This window comes from Aeromonas sp. 600479 (assembly GCF_049175515.1).
Classification (GTDB): Bacteria; Pseudomonadota; Gammaproteobacteria; order Enterobacterales; family Aeromonadaceae; genus Aeromonas; species Aeromonas veronii_A.
The window spans coordinates 223,471-238,322 of record NZ_JAAKVF010000004.1; the positions used below are offsets into that span (position 1 = coordinate 223,471).

The following is a 14,852-nucleotide window of genomic DNA, read 5'->3' on the forward strand; positions in this document are numbered from 1 at the left end:
ATGGACGCCCTTCTCGACGATTCAAATATCGCAGCCGAATTACTTGTAGGCCCGACCTTCCAGATAGTGTTTGCGGCACAGTGACACATAGCGATCGTTGCCACCGATCTCCACCTGCTCGCCATCACGCATCACCTGACCCGCCTCGTTGACCCGGGAGTTCATGTGAGCCTTGTTGCCGCACCAGCAGATGCTCTTCAGCTCTTCAAACTTGTCGGCCAGACAGAGCAGATGGTATGAGCCCGGGAACAGCTCGCCGCGAAAATCGGTCTTGAGGCCATAGGCCATCACCGGAATATCCTGCTCATCAACGATGCGGGCCAGCTGGTAGACCTGCTCACGGGTCAGGAACTGGGCCTCGTCCACGATAAAGACATCGATATGTTTCTTCGCATGACGCTCTTTCACCATTTCAAACAGATCACAGCTGTCGCTGAACACGTCCACCTTCAGTTCAAGACCTACCCGGGCACTGATCACCCCGACCCCGAAACGGTCATCGATGGCTGGCGTCATCGCCAGAGGATGCATGCCCCGCTCCAGATAGTTGAAGTGCGCCTGAATGAGCTGGGTGGATTTGCCTGAATTCATGGTGGCAAATTTGTAGTGCAGTGAAGCCATGATACTGTTCCGAAACTGAATTTATGGGGCGCATGCTAACCAAAGCCCCTGACAAAACCAAGGGGCCCGCGGGCCCCTTGCTCTATAAATGTTACGCGGTGGCCAGCGCTGGCCGCGCTTTGGCCTTTTTCAGGTGATAGCTGGTAAAGAGCACAAACCAGAGGGCACTGACACTGAAACCGGCCAGGCTGGAGTGCATCAAGCCCATCGCCAGGTAACCGATGGCCGCACCGAAGGCAATGGCCAGTGCATAAGGCAGCTGGGTCATCACGTGATCGATGTGATGGCAACCGGCACCGGTGGCAGAGAGGATGCTGGTGCTGGAGATGGGCGAGCTATGATCCCCGAACACCGAGCCAGCCAGTACCGCGGCCAGCATCGGCAACATCAGGCTGATGTCGCTGGCGGCAGCCATGTCGCCGGCCAGTGGCAGCATGATGCCGAAGGTTCCCCAGCTGGTGCCGGTGGCAAACGCCATAGCACAGGAGAGGATAAAGACCACGGCAGGCAGCACTTCGATCGGCAGGTTGCCGTTAGCCAGCGAAGCCAGGTACTTGCCAGTCTCCACATCACGCACCACGGCACCTATGGTCCAGGCGAACAGCAGGATGTTGATGGCCGGCAGCATGGCCATGACGCCTTGTGGCGCGGCCTTGATCCAGTTCTTGGCACCCAGCTTCAGACGCATCGCCAGACCGATGGAGACCACCAGACTGCACAGGGCACCGTAGACCAGCGAAGAGCCGACGTTGGTGTTTTCGAACGAGCCGAGCACGCTGAACGGCAGCCCTTTCTCGCTCAGCACCGCAGCACCGGAATCAATCATGAAATAGATGGTGGCTGCAGTCAGAGTCAGGATCGGCAATACCATGTCGATCATGCCGCCGTTGCTCTCTTCCGGGCTCTCCATATCCAGACCGATGGGGCGGCCCTTGGACTCATCCCACAGCTTGCCTTCCAGCGCCCACGCTTCGTGTTGACGCATCGGGCCGATATCGAGCTGACAGGCGATCACCACCAGCACCATGATCAGGGTGAAGACGGCGTAAAGGTTCATCGGGATCATCTCGACAAACGCCGCGATGGGGCTCTGTTCGGTCAGACCGTGTGCCGCCATGATGCCGCCAACCAGCGCGATGATATAGGCGCCCCAGGAGGAGATGGGCATCAGCACGCAGACCGGCGCCGCGGTAGAGTCAAGCAGATAGGCCAGTTTGGCACGGGAAATCTGGAAGCGGTCGGTGACCGGACGGCAGATGGCCCCCACCGACAGGCTGTGGAAGAAGTCATCGATAAAGAAGGCAAACACCATCATACCGGTCAGCGCTTTGGCGCCCTTGCGGGTCTTGGCACGACGCTCGGCCCACTCGGCAAAGGCACGGGTCGCCCCGGAGACGCTCATCAGGCTGATGAGGCCGCCCAGCAGCAGCATGAACAGGATCATGTTGACGTTGTCACGATTGAGCGCACCATCGACCCAGAAGATCTTGAGCACGGTATTCAACATGTAATGCAGGGATTCGAGGGGCGAAAACTGATTGAGCAGCAAACTGCCGGTGACGATGCCCACACCAAGGGACAGCAGCACGCGGCGGGTCAGGATCGCCAACGCGACAGCCAACAGGGGGGGAAGAACGGACCAACCGGAGTCGGCGAAATGACTAATGTCCATGATCTCTTTGCACCTAAAGATTACAGGTGGAGATCTACCGAGAGGATCTAAAGAAACAAAACCTATAGGGAGGTCATACTCCTCAGCCCCTTCAGGTAGCGCTCCATAGTGGATGACTATGGCAGTCCTGCACCTATTAGATGCAGAACCAGCAGCCCGGTATGATGGCCTGGCCACTTCGGCGCTGACTCCTTTCCTTGTGCATCACAGGCATCACCCTCCGCACAAATACTCATAGGCAGCGCGCCTCTACTTAAAGGTATTCGCCGCACATTTTATCGAGATGGCAGCTTATAGCAAGTTTTTTGATTAAATAATCATAATAAACAAATTAAGGTCGGAAAATGGTAGTCAAATGATGCAGAAACGCCAGCTTTGACGCTATTTTCACCTACTGCGGCTTCATTGGCATCCAATCTCCAAGCCTATTGCTGGCCATATTAAATCTCTGTATTGATGTTCCCCACAGATATTATATTTAACCCGGCTTGACTTATTTAAATCACCAAGCAAGAATCAGCTGGAACATAATATTTTTCTCTGACTCGACGTGGTAACTCCTATGAATGAATTTTTAAAGGTACTGCTTAATATCCGCAGTCTGCGTGCCACCTGCCGCGAACTTTCTCTGGAACAACTGGAAGAGGCGCTGGATAAACTCTCCACTATCGTAGCTGAGCGCCAGCAAGACGAAGCTGCCGCCCGTCAAGCTCGCGAAGAACATCAGCGAAAAATCAACGAATATAGCGAAATGCTGAAAGCTGCCGGCATAGACCCAGCCGAGCTGGTCAATGCCGTTGCAACAACATCTGGCAAGACCGAAAAAACAAAGCGAGCACCACGGCCAGCCAAATACCGCTATCAGGATAATGGCGTAGAGAAAACATGGACGGGCCAAGGCCGTATGCCTTCGGCTATTGCCAGCGCAGTGGCAGCAGGCAAATCACTGGAAGACTTTGCTATCTGATCTCAATCTCGTTGCTAATAAAAAACCTCGCCAAGGCGAGGTTTTTTATTAGCGCTTAAATGTGAAATGTCAGATAGCCGATTACGGGCGATCTGCTGCCTTGACCCACAGCACTTCACGCCCCCCTGCCATGCAGATGAGATAGCGGGCAACGGTAAAGAACCAGTCACTCATCCGGTTCAGATAGGGCAGCACCTCGGGATTGACCCGCTCTTCCCGGCTCAATGTCAGCAGCAAGCGCTCGCAATGACGCACCAGAGTACGCACCACATGTGCTTGCGCCGCGGCACGGGAACCACCGGGCAATATAAATTGGCGCAGCGGCGGCAATGGCTCACTATAACGATCTATCTGCTGTTCAAGGCGAGTGGTCCAGGCGGCATTAACTTGCCAAATCGATTCATTCTGGGCGTCGCTGGAGAATGCCAACTCCCCCCCCAGATCAAACAACTCCTGTTGCAACAGCTGTAAATCAGCCAATAAACCGATCTCTTGCGACGGCACATCACAAATCAGCAAGCCAATATGGGAGTTGAGCTCATCGATATAACCGTAGGTCTCGACCCGCAAATGATCCTTTGGCAACTGGATACCATCGGCCAGCCGGGTCATGCCCTTATCACCCTGCCTCGTATATATTCTCATACCGACATCCTGTTAATAATGGGAATAATCATGGACTCAAGTCCATTGAGTTTGATTTCATAAGCCAACGCCAGCGTCTGGCCCAATTTACCCGCCGGAAAACCGCTGCGCGCCATCCACACCAGATAGGGCTCTGGAATATCGATGATACGCCGCCCCTGATATTTACCGTAAGGCATCTTGTTGGTCAGGGTCAGCAGTACCTGTTCGTCGGATAGCCAATCCATATTAATCGATATCCAGATATTTATGAGTCTGGATAGAGAGCCGCCAGTTACGCGCGATACAGGTATCCATCGCCAATTGGGTGGCCCGTGGTTTCTGGCTGATCGGCTGCAAGGCAATGACCACGTCCGGGCGCAGGGTAGCGGTCGCGAGCAGCACATCCAGCTCTTCAATATGGTGCTCGGTGGCCACCGGATGCTTGATCTCGTTGGCCCGCTCCAGCGCCGAGACCAGCACAGGCAGCCCCCCTTTCATACCGATCTTGGGGGAGACTGTTACCCAGGTCTGCTCATGAGTCTTGATCTCGCTGGTGCCACTGGTTTCAATCTGCACCTGATAACCCGCCGCCAGCAGGGCTGACGAGAGTTCGTGCAGATCGTAGAGGCAGGGCTCGCCACCGGTGATCACCACATGGCGCGCCTGATAACCCAGCTCACTAAAGCTGGCGATGATCTGCGCGGTGCTGAGTTGGCTCCAGCAATCGGATTCGTTGGAGCGATCCAGCACCGCCGCCTTACCCACTTCTCGAGCCGGATCAACAACCCAGGTATGACGGGTATCGCACCAGGGGCAGCCCACCGGGCAACCCTGCAGGCGAACAAAGATGGCGGGCAGGCCGGTAAAGATGCCCTCCCCCTGGATGGTCTGGAAAATCTCGTTGATTGGGTAGTGCATCTCGATCACGGCTTGTTGCAAAAGTCGCGGATTATACCCCAAGCCACAGCAAGACGCAGGCTCACTCTGCGCTTTTCTCACCCAGCCCGGTTTTCTCAAACAGTCTGGCCATGATGCCCGCCTTGTCGGCCAGATAGTTGTTCAGGCCGCGACGGCGCAGTTCACACGCAGGACACGTGCCGCAACCGTCACCGGCAATGCCGTTGTAGCAGGTCAGGGTCTGCTGGCGCACCGTGTCGAGGTGACCATAGTGATCCGCCAGTGCCCAGGTTTCGGCCTTGTCGAGCCACATCAAGGGAGTTTCAAAACGGATGCAGCGATCCAGCCCCAGCGACACCGCCTGATTGAGGGCCTTGACGAACTCGTCACGGCAATCGGGATAGCCGGAGAAGTCGGTCTCGCAGACACCGGTGATCACCGCTTCGGCACCCACCTGATAGGCATAGATGGAGGCAAGCGTCAGGAACAGGATATTGCGGCCCGGCACGAAGGTGTTGGGCAGCCCGTTATCCTGCAGCGCGCAGCTGACAGGAATGTCGTCACGGGTCAGGGCAGAGACCGCCAGCTCATTGAGCAGCGTTACATCCATCACCTTGTGGGCGGCAATCCCCAGTGCACTGCCCAGACGACGCGCGATGTCGATCTCTTCCCGATGGCGCTGGCCATAGTCGAAGGTGATGGCGTGCACTTCATCATACCGGGCTAATGCCTGCACCAGACAAGTAGTGCTGTCCTGACCGCCGCTGAAAACCACGACTGCTTTTTTCATCTTGATAACTCCTTGAATTGTCACGCGCGGCGGCCTTCGGCAAAGTCCTGCCACTGGGTATTCAACCGATTGAACAGGGTCAGCAAGGGCGCATAGCGCTCCAGCCTCCCCTCCCATCGGGACAAGAGGTGATAGCCCGCCTCTATGGTAGAGAGGGCATCGGGAAAGGGTTTCTTGCGAATGGCATATTGACCGGCAATGGCACCAATGCCGATGCGGGGCAAGCGGGCCAGTGTCGGGTTGCTCTGCAACATGCGATAGGCTTTACGCCAGGTGCCGTCAAGCAAGATAAAGGCGATGGACGTTTTGCCAGAGGGTTCACTCTCCAGCTGTTGGCGAAGATCGGTCAGCGAAATGGCATCCTCATCCGGCCAGAGTAGATAGCAGCGACGGGAAGGATCTGCAAGCAACCCATCGAGCCACTCATCGCGGGAAAAGTCCTCCCCCACATGGATCTCGCACTGTTGCAAAGAGGCTGCCAGCAGCGCTGCAGTCCCCTTGGGATGTGCCACCTCGTTGGGGTGCTGCAAGATATAGAGGGGCGTGTGATTGTCAACCGGCACAATATAATCGCACAGGCAGGCTTTGAGGGCTCGGGTGCAACGTGTACAGTATCGACTGTTCTTGTCGTTGGACTGTTTCATGTTGTCAGACAAATCTGGATTGCTCTGGGTTATCACGCTCTCTCTCACCAGCTTGCTACTCTTCTTTACCGTACCCAATCTTCAGTTCTCCTTCGATCGGCCCTTGATCGCCGGGGGCGAAGGGTGGCGGATCATAACAGGCAATCTGGCTCATACCAATCTGTGGCACCTGCTGCTCAATCTGGGGGGCCTCGCCATCCTCTATAGCCTGTTTCGCGACTATCTGGGTGGGGCTCGCCTGCCGCTGCTGATGTTGCTGCTCTGGTTGGCAGTGGGCTTGGGGATCTGGTGGTGGTGCCCGCAGACCCAGTGGTACATGGGACTATCCGGCTCGCTGCATGGCCTGTTTGTCTGGGGGGCAATGCAGGATATCCGCCACGGGCGCCGCACATCGGGCTGGCTGATGCTGGCAGGGATGGGGCTCAAGCTGGCGATGGACTTCTATAATGCAGGAGAGAGTCCGATCTCCACTCTGATCAATGCCAGGGTACACATCGGCTCTCATCTTATCGGGGCAGGTGCAGGCCTGTTGCTCGGCCTGCACCGTGTATCACTGAGTGAGCCTGTTACGCACCAACCAGCTCGGCATTGATGCTGGCCAGCATGGCGGCCGGATCGGCAGCCTGCGTAATGGGGCGACCGATAACCAGATAATCGGACCCCGCCTCGACCGCCGCTTTCGGTGTCATCACCCGGCGCTGATCCCCAGCCGCTGAACCGGTCGGGCGAATACCCGGGGTCACCAGCTTGAAATCTTCGCCCAGCAAGGCTTTCAACTCATAGGCCTCGTTGGCAGAGCAGACAACCCCATCCAAGCCGGATGCCTTGGTCAAGGTAGCCAGCCGGATCACCTGCTCGGCAGGGCTCACATCCAACCCGAGGGGAATCATGTCGGACTGCTCCATGCTGGTCAGCACGGTCACGCCGATAAGCAGGGGGGCCTTGTCGCCATAAGGCAGTAGCGCCTCTTTGGCGGCACGCATCATCCGCTCACCACCACTGGCATGCACGTTGACCATCCAGACACCGAGCTCGGCACTGGCTGCCACTGCTTTGGCAACGGTATTGGGAATATCGTGAAATTTCAGATCCAGAAAGACATCGAATCCCTTGGCCACCAGCTGGCGTACAAACTGCGGGCCAAACAGGGTAAACATCTCCTTGCCTACCTTGAGACGGCACTGGGCCGGAGAGATACGTTCAACGAACGCTAAGGCATCTGCCTCGTGCTGATAATCCAGCGCTACCAGTACTTTGGGATCTTGCATCTCACATCCTATTGCTTGTTATTCACCGTCCAGACCACGGATCGGCTTGATGGAACCCCACTGGCGACAAGACGGGCACTGCCAGAACAGCGAGTGAGTGGCAAAGCCGCACTGCCGACACTTGTGGGTTGACTTGATTTTGATCTGCTCGCCGACCAGCTGTTGCAGCAGTTCGAGGCTCTCCTTGGCAGGCCCCTCCTCCGCACTGGCCAGTTGAAAACCCACCAACTGGTAAAAACCTTTCATCGACGGATGACGACGCAGCTGACGCAGCACCAGCGAACGGGCCTGACTCAGGCCATCACGCTCTTCAACCAGCTTGGCAAGGGCCAGGGTCACGCTGACACCGGCGTGATCTTCCACTGCCTTCTCAAGCAGCGGGATCAACGCAGGCGTGCGGCCCAACTGCTGATAGCACTCGAGCAATTTGGGCATTGCCTCGGAGGCAAAGTCGATATCCTGCTCGAACACCCGCAGCAGCTCCTTGCTGGCCTGCTCATACTCCCCCTCTGCCATGGCGAGCTCAGCGAGGCGCAAACTGGCCCGGGCACATGCCGGATTGATACTGAGCGCCCGTTTGAGCTTGGCCAGCCCCTCCCCTTTATTGCCCTCACGCAGCGCGATCTCGGCTTGTTCACAATAGAAATGGGAGATGGGGTCGGCCAGCTTCTTGCCTTGGAATTTTTGCAGACGAACCGCCACATCAATGGCCTTATCCCAATCCCGCAGCTGCTGATGAATAATCAGTAGCTGGGCCAACGCCGTCTCTTCAAAATCGCTGTCATCACACAGCTCGTTCCAGAGCGCTTCTGCCCGATCGAGCAAACCCGCAGCCAGAAAATCGCGCGCAAGCTCCTGCAAGGCAAGCTGACGCTGCTCCCGGGTCAGTTGGCGGGTCACCAGATTCTGGTGGATCTTGATAGCACGATCGACCTCACCCCGCTGGCGAAACAGGTTGCCGAGAGAGAGGTGGGTTTCGATGGTTTCACTGTCCACCTCGAGCAGTTGGATAAAAAGATCCACCGCCTTGTCGGATTCATCGGACAACAAATAGTTGAGGCCCGCCACATACTGGCGGGAAAACTGGTTGCTCTGTTTCTGGGTGTCCTGGCGAACACTCCTGCGCCCCATGTACCAGCCATAACCAGCGGCGATGGGTAACAGCAGGAAAAGCAGTTCAAGCATTGAGGAACATTATTCCTTACCCGAAGACCGGACCAGCTCCAACTCGCGGGATTGACGACGCATGGTGCGGTTGAGGGTGCGATTTTGCATTTTCAGGCGCAGGAACAGCAGGCCGAATACCAACCAGCCCAATAAAAAACCGCCAGCGAAGAAGAAACCCAACAACATAGCAAGTGAGAACTCACCCTGAGCGATCAGGTAATTGAACTGAACCAGCTGGCCATTTTGCGAGCCGAGCGCCAAGGTCAGAACAAACATCAGCACCAGCGGAATGAGGGCCAAAATACGCTTCATAAGAGCTCCCTGTCAGTATCTAATGAGAGGCTGATTATCCTTAAAATCGCAGGCAGACTCTAGAGTGAATGGGAAAAGAGTTTAAGAAACAAGACGATTGGCACAGGAATCGGCGCCAAAAACAAAAAAGGCATACCCGAAGTATGCCCATTTCTGCATTATTCAATAATGTTGACGCGCTCGCGCAACTCTTTACCTGGTTTGAAGTGCGGGACATATTTCCCGGTCAGTTCAACCTTGTCCCCAGTTTTGGGGTTGCGACCCACGCGGGGCGCACGATAGTGCAGTGAAAAACTGCCAAATCCACGGATTTCAATCCGGTCGCCGTTTTGCAAGGTCGACGCCATCTGTTCAAGGATCTCCTTGATGGCAGCTTCGACATCCTTGGCCGGCATATGCATGCGGCTGGCTGCCAGTTGTTCGATGAGATCTGATTTGGTCATAACGTTAAATCTCCTTCCCCGATCACATGCAATATTCATTTTGCCAGGATAAAAAAGGGCGGCGCAATGCCGCCCTTTTCATGCATCAAGGATTACTCACCCTTGGCGGCTTTGAACGCTTCAGCCATAGCATTGCTGAACACAACTTCTTCTTGCTGGTTCAGGCTATCGATAGCAACACGCTCGTCAGCTTCGTCCTTAGCACGGACAGACAGGCTTACGGTGCGGTTCTTACGATCAACGCCCATGAATTTAGCTTCAACTTCGTCACCAACAGACAGCACCAGAGTGGCGTCTTCTACGCGGTCACGAGCAGCGTCGGAGGCACGCAGGTAGCCTTCTACGCCATCAGCCAGTTCGATAACGGCACCTTTGGCATCAACCTCGGTAACCTTACCCTTCACGATAGCACCTTTCTTGTTGTCAGCCAGGTACTTGTTGAACGGGTCTTCTTCGATCTGCTTGACACCCAGGGAGATGCGCTCACGCTCCGGATCCACTTGCAGAACAACGGCTTCGATCTCGTCGCCTTTCTTGAATTCACGCACGGCTTCTTCGCCCTGGTTGTTCCAGGAGATGTCAGACAGGTGAACCAGGCCGTCGATGCCGCCATCCAGACCGATGAAGATACCGAAGTCAGTGATGGACTTGATCTTGCCGGAAACACGGTCGCCTTTGGCGTGAGTTTCGGCAAACAGCTGCCACGGGTTGGATTTGCACTGCTTCAGACCCAGAGAGATACGACGACGCTCTTCGTCGATGTCCAGAACCATCACGTCAACCACGTCGCCAACGTTAACAACTTTGGACGGGTGGATGTTCTTGTTGGTCCAATCCATCTCGGATACGTGTACCAGGCCTTCAACGCCTTCTTCGATTTCAACGAAGCAGCCGTAGTCGGTCAGGTTGGTCACGCGGCCAGACAGACGGGTGGTCTCCGGGTAACGCTTGGCGATAGCAACCCAGGGATCTTCGCCCAGCTGCTTCAGACCCAGGGATACACGGGTACGCTCGCGGTCGAACTTCAGAACCTTGACAGCGATCTCGTCGCCAACGTTGACGATTTCGGAAGGATGCTTAACGCGCTTCCACGCCATGTCGGTGATGTGCAGCAGGCCGTCAACACCGCCCAGATCTACGAATGCACCGTAGTCGGTCAGGTTCTTGACGATACCCTTAACTTCTTGACCTTCTTGCAGGTTAGCCAGCAGGCTTTCACGCTCGGAGGTGTTCTCGGTCTCGATCACGGCACGACGGGAAACAACAACGTTGTTGCGCTTCTGGTCCAGCTTGATGACTTTGAACTCGAGTTCTTTGTTTTCCAGGTGAGCGGTGTCACGGATCGGACGCACGTCAACCAGAGAACCCGGCAGGAAGGCACGGATGCCGTTCAGTTCAACGGTGAAACCACCCTTGACCTTGCCGTTGATGATACCGATAACGGTAGCTTGCTCTTCGTAAGCCTTCTCAAGCTGCAGCCAGGCTTCGTGGCGCTTGGCTTTTTCGCGGGACAGCTTGGTTTCGCCGAAACCATCTTCGATAGAGTCCAGAGCCACATCAACGGTGTCGCCGACATTGATTTCCAGCTCGCCCATGGCGTTCTTGAATTCTTCAGCCGGGATAGCAGACTCGGATTTCAGACCGGCATCAACCAGTACGAAACCGTTCTCGATAGCAACGACAGTACCCTTGACGATGGAACCTTGACGGGTTTCAACGGCGTTCAGGGACTCTTCAAAGAGTTGAGCAAAAGATTCGATCATTGTTTATGTCACAAATGAAACATCCACTTGCAATCCGGCACAAGCGGGGCTGTTTTAAATAATCTGCGCCATCCTTGGTGCAGACGACCGGATGTCAGCTTGCGCTGGCATCACCAAGTTGTTGCTCTGCATAGGCGAGTACTGTTGCCAGCACTTCATCTATGGTCATGGCGGTAGAGTCTACCACCAGAGCATCTTCTGCCGCTTTCAGGGGTGCAGTAGCGCGATTTCTGTCGCGATCGTCACGTTCCCGAATCTCGGTTAAAAGACGCTCAAAGTTAACATCAAAGCCCTTATCTTGCAACTGCTTATAGCGACGCTGGGCCCGTTCTTCGGCACTGGCGTCGAGGAAAATCTTCACCTCGGCCTCGGGGAAAACAACTGTCCCCATGTCACGACCATCGGCAATCAGACCCGGGGCCTGACGAAATGCCCGCTGACGGCGCAGCAAGGCTTCGCGCACCCGGGGGAAGGCGGCGATTTTACTGGCAGCATTACCCACTTCTTCGGTGCGAATGGTGCGGGAGACATCTTCCCCTTCCAGGATCACCTTGACCAGATCGCCTTCTACCTGAAATTGCACATCCAGATTGGCGGCCAGAGGCACCAGTGAGGCTTCACTGTCCAGCTCTACATCGTGATGCAGGGCAGCCAGGGACAACACCCGATAGATGGCGCCCGAGTCCAGCAAGTGCCAACCCAGCTTCTCAGCAAGCAGCTGACACAAGGTGCCTTTACCTGCACCACTGGGGCCATCAATTGTCATTACGGGGGCCATCTGAGGCATAACTTCTCTCCTGCACTGTGTTGCTCCCATCCCGAAGGGGTGGGTTAATGGGCGCCGATTATACCCGAATGTGGTGAGCCTGGCAGTCATCAATCCGCACAAAGGGCCAAAACCCCGACGGACAGCTGTGCTTGTATCTCATTTGGAGATTTCATTAAGCAATGCAGGGACTTGTTCTTATGGTCGTTCCTGACAAGGCGCGCTAAACTGGCCCCCTTTTTTGAGCCGTTAGTAGTAAGGAGCAACCTATGAGCAGCGTTACCCTCGTGGCCAAATCCAAATTGCCAACCCCTTGGGGCACCTTCACGCTGGTAGGTTTTCAGGAAACCGGCACAGGCAAAGATCACGCCGCACTGGTGATGGGCGACATTACCGGTGAAGAGCCCGTGCTGGGCCGGATCCACTCAGAGTGCCTGACCGGCGACGCCCTGTTCAGCCTGCGTTGTGACTGCGGTTTCCAGTTGCAGGCGGCCATGGAGAATATCGCCAAAGCCGGTCGTGGCGTGTTGCTGTATGTGCGTCAAGAGGGCCGAGGCATCGGCTTGCTCAACAAAATCCGCGCCTATCACCTGCAGGATCAGGGAGCCGATACCGTGGAAGCCAACGTGGCCCTTGGTTTCGCCGCCGATATGCGCGACTACACCATCTGCGCCGATATGCTCAAGCAGCTTGAGGTCAAGTCTCTCAAACTGATGACCAACAACCCGCGCAAGATGAAAGCGATGGAATCCTTCGGTATTCCGGTGGCCGAACGGGTACCGTTGCAGGAAGGGCGCAATCCCCACAACGAGTTCTATCTGTCGACCAAGGCCAACAAGCTGGATCATATGCTGAAGAAGTGAGCCTGAATTGACGAATGTCAGATTGTCAAACGCCTCCCATTGGGAGGCGTTTTTCTTGGGATGACCACACATCAACCCAAGCTATCTAAGTGGCACGGTCAAATTGGCCAGCATAGCTTCAAGCTCTTCGCCAGTGCGGGCAGCACAGTATTGTTCAACCCGCTCCCGGGTCAATTGCGGCGCGAGACGTCCAATCAGGTCATACAGATAGCCGCACAAAAACGCCCCTCTGCGCAACCCGATAGCGGCAACGCCACTAGGTAGCCAAGGCACCGTTTTGAGCACCAGATCACCATCGCGCTGGGGTTCCCAGGCAAAAGTTGCCATCACTCCGATGCCCATCCCTTGTCTGACATAGGTCTTGAGCACATCGCTGTCGCTCGTACAGCAGGCGATCCGGCTCTCGGCATGAGCGCAATCAGAGCCATGAGTTGTGGAGAGAGCCCTTCCATCGGTCACCAATGCAAACTCCACCAGCTCGGCCGGGGTCAGCGATGTTGCTCTGGCCAATGGATGCTCCTTGGGCAGCACCAAGCCCCGTTGCCACTGAAAAGAGGGGAGCACAAGCAGATCGCTCCCATCCTCCGGTTCATCCGCCAGCAGCAGATCGGCAGCGCCATCATGCACGGCTGCTCGGCACTGCGCCGCACTCCCCTGCATCACCGTTACGGCCACTTTGGGAAAGCGGGCCATGAAACCCTTGAGGATGGCAGGCAGAATATAACGGGCCTGCAGATGAGTAGCGGCAATGGTGAGGGTTCCCTGCTCCGGATGCACATGCTGCCTGGCCATCACTTTGATGGTGGCGACCTTGTCGAGCACCTCGGCGGCTACTTTGATCACATCCCGACCTATGGGGGTGATCTGGGTCAAGTGTTTGCCGCTGCGCTCGAAGATCTGGATCCCCAGCTCATCCTCCAGCATCCGCACTTGTTTGCTGATCCCGGGCTGGGAGGTAAAGAGGCTCTCGGCGGTGGCCGACAGATTCAGCCTGTGGTTCGCCACCTCGACGATATAGCGCAATTGCTGCAATTTCATGGTGTAGCCCTCAAGCGAACCCACCGTTAATAGTAACAAACTTTCAGCAATGACCCGCCGCCATCAGGCCGGGCGCTCCTTGAGTAGAAAATCACGCAAGGCACGATTGGCCATGGAGAGCGGATCGCCACGCCGCCACGCCACACAGAGGTCGAGGTTGATGGGCGGGTCGAAGGGCACGCCACTCAGATCCGGCTCCTCTTCCAGCACCATTCGCAAGAAGGTGGTTACCGCAAAACCTTGCCGCACCACCGCCTTGAGCAAAGGGATCAGATTGCTCTCGAAGGCGATATCGGGCTCGACGCCGAGGCTCTGGGCCAGCGCCTCCATATGCTCGCGGTGGTAGAAACCGCGGCGAAACAACGCCAGCTCCTGAGCGAAAAACTGTGAGAGGGTGACGGCCGGTTCGTCGCGCAAGGGGTGATCATCCCCCACCACCATCAACATTTCTTCACTCAACAGATGTGCCCCCTCGATGGCGGGCGGCAGATCACTGGTGATGAGAATGGCCAGATCGAGGGAGCCATCCACCATCCGGCTGAGTAACTCGCGAGTACCTGCCTCTTCGACCCGGATCTTGAGGCCGGGGTAGCGGTGCTTGAAGGCCATCAGACGAGAGGGGAAATAGTAGGAGCCCATCATATAGGGGATCCCGATCCGTACCTCCCCCCGCTCCAACCCCTTGAGCTCTGCCATCTCGGCCTCGGCCTGATGCATCTGCAGCAACAGACGCTCGGCATGGCGACAGAGCACCTCTCCCTCAGGGGTGAGCCGTACCGCCCGGTCCTGTCGATCAAACAGCCGCAGCTCGAGCTGCTGCTCCAGTTTGGCAATGGCCATGCTGATGGCCGGTTGTGCCACATGCAAACTGTTGGCTGCCTTGGTAAATGAGCCGGCATCCCTGACCGCCAGCAGATAAGTGAGCTGTTTCAGATCCATTTATCAATTCATCTTATGAGATGGATAACTTAAATATATTATATTTATAACCGCAAGGACTCTACCCTGACCAAA

General features: G+C 56.0%; 18 protein-coding genes and 1 riboswitch. Of the genes, 3 read left to right on the forward strand and 15 right to left on the reverse strand.

From position 1 onward, the window contains the following. Positions 1-39: 39 nt before the first annotated feature. Together G5149_RS07115 and G5149_RS07120 are read right to left on the reverse strand one after the other, a co-directional pair. A complete protein-coding gene (locus G5149_RS07115; RefSeq protein WP_005337121.1) occupies positions 40-621 on the reverse strand; it encodes a thymidine kinase in 582 nt (193 codons plus the stop codon). A 91-nt stretch (positions 622-712) separates the two neighbouring features. Beyond that, entirely contained in the window at positions 713-2,293 is a 1,581-nt protein-coding gene (locus G5149_RS07120) for a Na+/H+ antiporter NhaC family protein (RefSeq protein ID WP_005346458.1), read from the reverse strand. Between the two features lie 88 nt (positions 2,294-2,381). After that, positions 2,382-2,553, reverse strand: a riboswitch (Lysine riboswitch). A 302-nt stretch (positions 2,554-2,855) separates the two neighbouring features. Here G5149_RS07120 and G5149_RS07125 point away from each other — a divergent pair. Beyond that, the gene (locus G5149_RS07125) at positions 2,856-3,260 is read left to right on the forward strand and encodes an H-NS family nucleoid-associated regulatory protein (RefSeq protein ID WP_139474199.1); all 405 of its coding nucleotides are present in this window, start codon (positions 2,856-2,858) and stop codon (positions 3,258-3,260) included. 81 nt (positions 3,261-3,341) lie between these two features. Here G5149_RS07125 and G5149_RS07130 read toward each other — a convergent pair whose 3' ends face one another. The 5 genes from G5149_RS07130 to G5149_RS07150 all read right to left on the reverse strand — a co-directional run bounded on the left by G5149_RS07130 (position 3,342) and on the right by G5149_RS07150 (position 6,218). Beyond that, complete coding sequence (locus G5149_RS07130) at positions 3,342-3,905, reverse strand: cob(I)yrinic acid a,c-diamide adenosyltransferase (RefSeq protein ID WP_421212145.1); 564 nt, start codon at positions 3,903-3,905, stop codon at positions 3,342-3,344. After that, entirely contained in the window at positions 3,902-4,132 is a 231-nt protein-coding gene (locus tag G5149_RS07135) for a DUF3820 family protein (protein ID WP_005337126.1), read from the reverse strand. Before G5149_RS07135 ends, G5149_RS07130 begins: the two co-directional genes overlap by 4 nt. A 1-nt stretch (position 4,133) precedes the next feature. Then, positions 4,134-4,805, reverse strand: coding sequence for a 7-carboxy-7-deazaguanine synthase QueE (gene queE / locus G5149_RS07140; protein ID WP_421212146.1), 672 nt, complete (start codon positions 4,803-4,805; stop codon positions 4,134-4,136). A gap of 61 nt (positions 4,806-4,866) precedes the next feature. Then, a complete protein-coding gene (queC, locus tag G5149_RS07145) occupies positions 4,867-5,574 on the reverse strand; it encodes a 7-cyano-7-deazaguanine synthase QueC (protein WP_421212147.1) in 708 nt (235 codons plus the stop codon). Between the two features lie 20 nt (positions 5,575-5,594). Next, a complete protein-coding gene (locus G5149_RS07150; protein ID WP_337072935.1) occupies positions 5,595-6,218 on the reverse strand; it encodes a tRNA-uridine aminocarboxypropyltransferase in 624 nt (207 codons plus the stop codon). Here G5149_RS07150 and rrtA point away from each other — a divergent pair. Beyond that, positions 6,217-6,810 carry a rhombosortase gene (rrtA, locus tag G5149_RS07155; protein ID WP_216978979.1) on the forward strand — a complete coding sequence of 198 codons (594 nt, stop codon included), beginning with the start codon at positions 6,217-6,219 and terminating at the stop codon, positions 6,808-6,810. The genes G5149_RS07150 and rrtA overlap by 2 nt on opposite strands. On the opposite strand, the gene pyrF is transcribed toward rrtA, so the two are convergent. From pyrF to cmk, 6 genes are all read right to left on the reverse strand, one after another. Next, positions 6,785-7,486 carry an orotidine-5'-phosphate decarboxylase gene (gene pyrF, locus G5149_RS07160; protein ID WP_421212148.1) on the reverse strand — a complete coding sequence of 234 codons (702 nt, stop codon included), beginning with the start codon at positions 7,484-7,486 and terminating at the stop codon, positions 6,785-6,787. The genes rrtA and pyrF overlap by 26 nt on opposite strands. An 18-nt stretch (positions 7,487-7,504) precedes the next feature. Next, complete coding sequence (gene lapB / locus G5149_RS07165; RefSeq protein WP_005351163.1) at positions 7,505-8,671, reverse strand: lipopolysaccharide assembly protein LapB; 1,167 nt, start codon at positions 8,669-8,671, stop codon at positions 7,505-7,507. A 9-nt stretch (positions 8,672-8,680) separates the two neighbouring features. Then, positions 8,681-8,965, reverse strand: coding sequence for a LapA family protein (locus G5149_RS07170; protein WP_337072939.1), 285 nt, complete (start codon positions 8,963-8,965; stop codon positions 8,681-8,683). 158 nt (positions 8,966-9,123) lie between these two features. Then, positions 9,124-9,408 (reverse strand): integration host factor subunit beta, encoded by a 285-nt coding sequence (gene ihfB, locus G5149_RS07175; RefSeq protein WP_005299934.1) that lies wholly within the window; start codon positions 9,406-9,408, stop codon positions 9,124-9,126. Between the two features lie 92 nt (positions 9,409-9,500). After that, positions 9,501-11,171: a 30S ribosomal protein S1 gene (rpsA, locus tag G5149_RS07180; protein WP_005346482.1), complete on the reverse strand. Its 1,671-nt coding sequence runs from the start codon at positions 11,169-11,171 to the stop codon at positions 9,501-9,503. A gap of 94 nt (positions 11,172-11,265) precedes the next feature. Beyond that, positions 11,266-11,958, reverse strand: coding sequence for a (d)CMP kinase (cmk, locus tag G5149_RS07185; protein ID WP_335848506.1), 693 nt, complete (start codon positions 11,956-11,958; stop codon positions 11,266-11,268). A gap of 248 nt (positions 11,959-12,206) precedes the next feature. Here cmk and ribA point away from each other — a divergent pair, with 248 nt between their 5' ends. Next, entirely contained in the window at positions 12,207-12,800 is a 594-nt protein-coding gene (ribA, locus tag G5149_RS07190) for a GTP cyclohydrolase II (RefSeq protein ID WP_005337152.1), read from the forward strand. A gap of 81 nt (positions 12,801-12,881) precedes the next feature. Here ribA and G5149_RS07195 read toward each other — a convergent pair whose 3' ends face one another. Both G5149_RS07195 and G5149_RS07200 read right to left on the reverse strand, forming a co-directional pair. Beyond that, complete coding sequence (locus G5149_RS07195) at positions 12,882-13,838, reverse strand: LysR substrate-binding domain-containing protein (RefSeq protein WP_421212149.1); 957 nt, start codon at positions 13,836-13,838, stop codon at positions 12,882-12,884. A gap of 63 nt (positions 13,839-13,901) precedes the next feature. Further along, positions 13,902-14,777: a LysR family transcriptional regulator gene (locus tag G5149_RS07200; protein WP_337072941.1), complete on the reverse strand. Its 876-nt coding sequence runs from the start codon at positions 14,775-14,777 to the stop codon at positions 13,902-13,904. Between the last annotated feature and the right edge of the window lie 75 nt (positions 14,778-14,852).

Excerpts from the sequence above, each read along its gene's own strand:
- G5149_RS07115 (WP_005337121.1), bottom strand. The coding sequence starts at position 621 with ATGGCTTCACTGCACTACAAATTTGCCACCATGAATTCAGGCAAATCC.
- G5149_RS07120 (WP_005346458.1), bottom strand. The coding sequence starts at position 2,293 with ATGGACATTAGTCATTTCGCCGACTCCGGTTGGTCCGTTCTTCCCCCC.
- G5149_RS07125 (WP_139474199.1), top strand. The coding sequence starts at position 2,856 with ATGAATGAATTTTTAAAGGTACTGCTTAATATCCGCAGTCTGCGTGCC.
- G5149_RS07130 (WP_421212145.1), bottom strand. The coding sequence starts at position 3,905 with ATGAGAATATATACGAGGCAGGGTGATAAGGGCATGACCCGGCTGGCC.
- G5149_RS07135 (WP_005337126.1), bottom strand. The coding sequence starts at position 4,132 with ATGGATTGGCTATCCGACGAACAGGTACTGCTGACCCTGACCAACAAG.
- queE (WP_421212146.1), bottom strand. The coding sequence starts at position 4,805 with ATGCACTACCCAATCAACGAGATTTTCCAGACCATCCAGGGGGAGGGC.
- queC (WP_421212147.1), bottom strand. The coding sequence starts at position 5,574 with ATGAAAAAAGCAGTCGTGGTTTTCAGCGGCGGTCAGGACAGCACTACT.
- rrtA (WP_216978979.1), top strand. The coding sequence starts at position 6,217 with ATGTTGTCAGACAAATCTGGATTGCTCTGGGTTATCACGCTCTCTCTC.
- G5149_RS07150 (WP_337072935.1), bottom strand. The coding sequence starts at position 6,218 with ATGAAACAGTCCAACGACAAGAACAGTCGATACTGTACACGTTGCACC.
- pyrF (WP_421212148.1), bottom strand. The coding sequence starts at position 7,486 with ATGCAAGATCCCAAAGTACTGGTAGCGCTGGATTATCAGCACGAGGCA.
- lapB (WP_005351163.1), bottom strand. The coding sequence starts at position 8,671 with ATGCTTGAACTGCTTTTCCTGCTGTTACCCATCGCCGCTGGTTATGGC.
- G5149_RS07170 (WP_337072939.1), bottom strand. The coding sequence starts at position 8,965 with ATGAAGCGTATTTTGGCCCTCATTCCGCTGGTGCTGATGTTTGTTCTG.
- ihfB (WP_005299934.1), bottom strand. The coding sequence starts at position 9,408 with ATGACCAAATCAGATCTCATCGAACAACTGGCAGCCAGCCGCATGCAT.
- rpsA (WP_005346482.1), bottom strand. The coding sequence starts at position 11,171 with ATGATCGAATCTTTTGCTCAACTCTTTGAAGAGTCCCTGAACGCCGTT.
- cmk (WP_335848506.1), bottom strand. The coding sequence starts at position 11,958 with ATGCCTCAGATGGCCCCCGTAATGACAATTGATGGCCCCAGTGGTGCA.
- ribA (WP_005337152.1), top strand. The coding sequence starts at position 12,207 with ATGAGCAGCGTTACCCTCGTGGCCAAATCCAAATTGCCAACCCCTTGG.
- G5149_RS07195 (WP_421212149.1), bottom strand. The coding sequence starts at position 13,838 with ATGAAATTGCAGCAATTGCGCTATATCGTCGAGGTGGCGAACCACAGG.
- G5149_RS07200 (WP_337072941.1), bottom strand. The coding sequence starts at position 14,777 with ATGGATCTGAAACAGCTCACTTATCTGCTGGCGGTCAGGGATGCCGGC.